This window comes from Streptomyces sp. 8L (assembly GCF_020176795.1).
Taxonomy (GTDB): Bacteria; Actinomycetota; Actinomycetes; order Streptomycetales; family Streptomycetaceae; genus Streptomyces.
In genome coordinates this window covers 1-2,331 of sequence record NZ_JAIUKE010000806.1, presented here as the reverse complement: position 1 = coordinate 2,331, position 2,331 = coordinate 1, and the positions used below count along the sequence as shown (strand labels likewise).

The 2,331-nt window shown below is 71.7% G+C and carries 3 protein-coding genes; 2 read left to right on the top strand and 1 reads right to left on the bottom strand.

Features of this window, described 5'->3' with window-relative positions; all coding sequences use genetic code 11:
• Positions 1–147 precede the first annotated feature (147 nt).
• Entirely contained in the window at positions 148–633 is a 486-nt protein-coding gene (locus LCE31_RS38960) for a prevent-host-death family protein (RefSeq protein WP_225022971.1), read from the top strand.
• Between the two features lie 20 nt (positions 634–653).
• Positions 654–980, top strand: a complete 327-nt coding sequence (locus LCE31_RS38955; protein ID WP_225022969.1) for a hypothetical protein — start codon at positions 654–656, stop codon at positions 978–980.
• Positions 981–1,059: 79 nt separating this feature from the next.
• On the opposite strand, the gene LCE31_RS38950 is transcribed toward LCE31_RS38955, so the two are convergent.
• The gene (locus LCE31_RS38950) at positions 1,060–2,241 is read right to left on the bottom strand and encodes an aminotransferase class I/II-fold pyridoxal phosphate-dependent enzyme (RefSeq protein WP_225022967.1); all 1,182 of its coding nucleotides are present in this window, start codon (positions 2,239–2,241) and stop codon (positions 1,060–1,062) included.
• Positions 2,242–2,331: the final 90 nt, after the last annotated feature.

The following is a 2,331-nucleotide window of genomic DNA, read 5'->3' as shown; positions in this document are numbered from 1 at the left end:
GCCGTTCCCGGGCCCGTCAGTCCGCCGACCGCCGGAGGCGGGCCACCGCGTCCTCCAGCACGGCCGGCCGCTTGCAGAAGGCGAAGGCACGCGCATCGAAGGCCGGACGGCCTTGAAATCAGATCGTGATCTGAGTAAGCTCTGATTATGTCTACCGTGCGTCTGGAAGCAGAAACGGAATCCGTCTCCTTCACCGATCTCTCCCGCAATCCCAAAGGGGTCGCCGCCAGGGCTGCTGCCCTGGGACGGCTTCGGGTCACTCATCGGGACGCGCCGGACATGGTGCTGACCACGGCTGTACGCGCGGAGGGTGCGGAGGAGAACCTGACCACCGCTTCGCGGCTCTTCCTCGCACTGATGAAGCAGGACGACGGTGCCAGGGCGCTCCTCCTCGCACTGCCCGAGGTGTTCCCCTGGGCGCGACACCTGAACGCGGAAGAGGTTCGGGCTTTCACGGTCGAGCTCCTTGAAGCGCTGTCGGACGCCGCAGAACTGGGGGCGGGAGAGGCCGTGCACCGCGCGATCGTCTCCTGGCGCGCCACGGCACGCATCAACGCCGATCCCGAGCAGCTCAGGGAGTCGCTGCGTCCGCTCGACGGTGATGACCTCGGTCAGGTCGAGGTGCGTGGGTGAGTCCGAAGAAAGGAGACCGAGTGAGCGTTCCGCCCCTCAACGGGTGGAACGTCGTCTTCGGGACCACAGAGGCGGTGACGGGCTGGGAGGAACTGTGTCGTGTGGCCCTGCCGAGCGCGCACCGCTGCCTGGACGCTCTCCGAGGTGACCCCCTGACCCGGTCCAACTGGAATCGCCAGCATCAGTTGCGCGGCAGGCATGCCACCAAAGTGTGGAAGGGCTCCGACCTGGACCAGTGGGAGTACGAGGTCACCAGCGGTGGCCGAGTGCGCTACCTGGTCAGCGCGGAGACTTCCACCGTGATCCTCGTGTACGCCTCCCCGCGACATCCCAAAGACACCGAGTGAACCGTGATCGCTTCGGGAGCGGGGCTTGAGCAGGTCCCGCACCCCGAAGCGAACCGGCGGCACGCCGTTCCCGGGCCCGTCAGTCCGCCGACCGCCGGAGGCGGGCCACCGCGTCCTCCAGCACGGCCGGCCGCTTGCAGAACGAGAACCGCACCAGCCACCGCGGCCCCTCCGCGAGCTGGAAGGCCGACGTCGGGATCGCCACCACGCCCACACGGCCGGGCAGTTCGCGGCAGAACGCGACGCCGTCCCGGTAGCCGGCCGGGCGCACGTCGGCCTGGACGAAGTACCCCGCGTCCGCGCGGAACGGCCGCAGGCCCGCCGCCCTCAGTCCCTCCGTCAACAGGTCCCGGTTGGCGCGCAGTTCGGCGCGCAGGCCCGCCGCCCACTCCTCCACGGAGCCCAGCGCCCGTGCCAGCGCGCCCTGGTAGGGCGTGCCGGAGGCGTACGTGAGGAACTGCTTGGCCGCGTTCACCGCGGCGACCAGCGGCGCGGGCCCCGACACCCAACCGACTTTCCAGCCGGTCGTGTTGAACGTCTTGCCGGCGCTCGACACGGTCACCGTGCGCTCGCGCATGCCCGGCAGGGCGGCGATCGGCAGGTGCGGCCGGTCCGTGTAGACGAGGTGCTCGTACACCTCGTCGGTGATGACGGTCAGGTCGTGCTCCTGGCAGAGGGCGGCGACGGCCGCGAGCTCCGCGGGCGTGAAGACCTTGCCGGTGGGGTTGTGCGGGGTGTTGAGGATCAGCGCGCGCGTCCGGGGTGTGACGGCGGCGCGCAGCGCGTCCCCGTCGAGCAGGAAGCCCTCGCCGTCGACGGCGAGCGGCACCCCGACGAGTGTGGCGCCCGCGAGGCGCGCGTCCGCCGCGTAGGCGTCGTAGCAGGGGTCGAAGGCGATGATCTCGTCGCCCGGGTCGCACAGCGCGAGCACCGCGGCGGCCAGCGCCTCGGTCGCGCCGGTGGTGACGAGGACCTCGGCCGCCGGGTCGTACGCGAGCCCGTAGCACCGCTCCTGGTGCGCGGCGACCGCCTCCCGCAGGGCGAGCAGGCCGGCGGCGGGCGGGTACTGGTTCGCTCCCGCGAGGACCGCGTCGGCGACGTCCCGCAGCAGCGCGGGCGGGCTCGCCAGCTCGGGCACGCCCTGGCCGAGGTTGATCGCCCCGGTGGCCCGCGCCAGCTCGGTCATCTCGGTGAAGATCGAGGTTCCCATGCCCGCCACCCGCGCCGCGGGCCGCCAGGCCGTACCGCTCACCGTGTCCATCGAGTCACCGTGTCCATCGAGGCATCTCCGCTTCCGCCGCGCCGGCCCCCACCCGTACGCCCGCCACCCTAGGGCCTCCGGCCGTGAGGG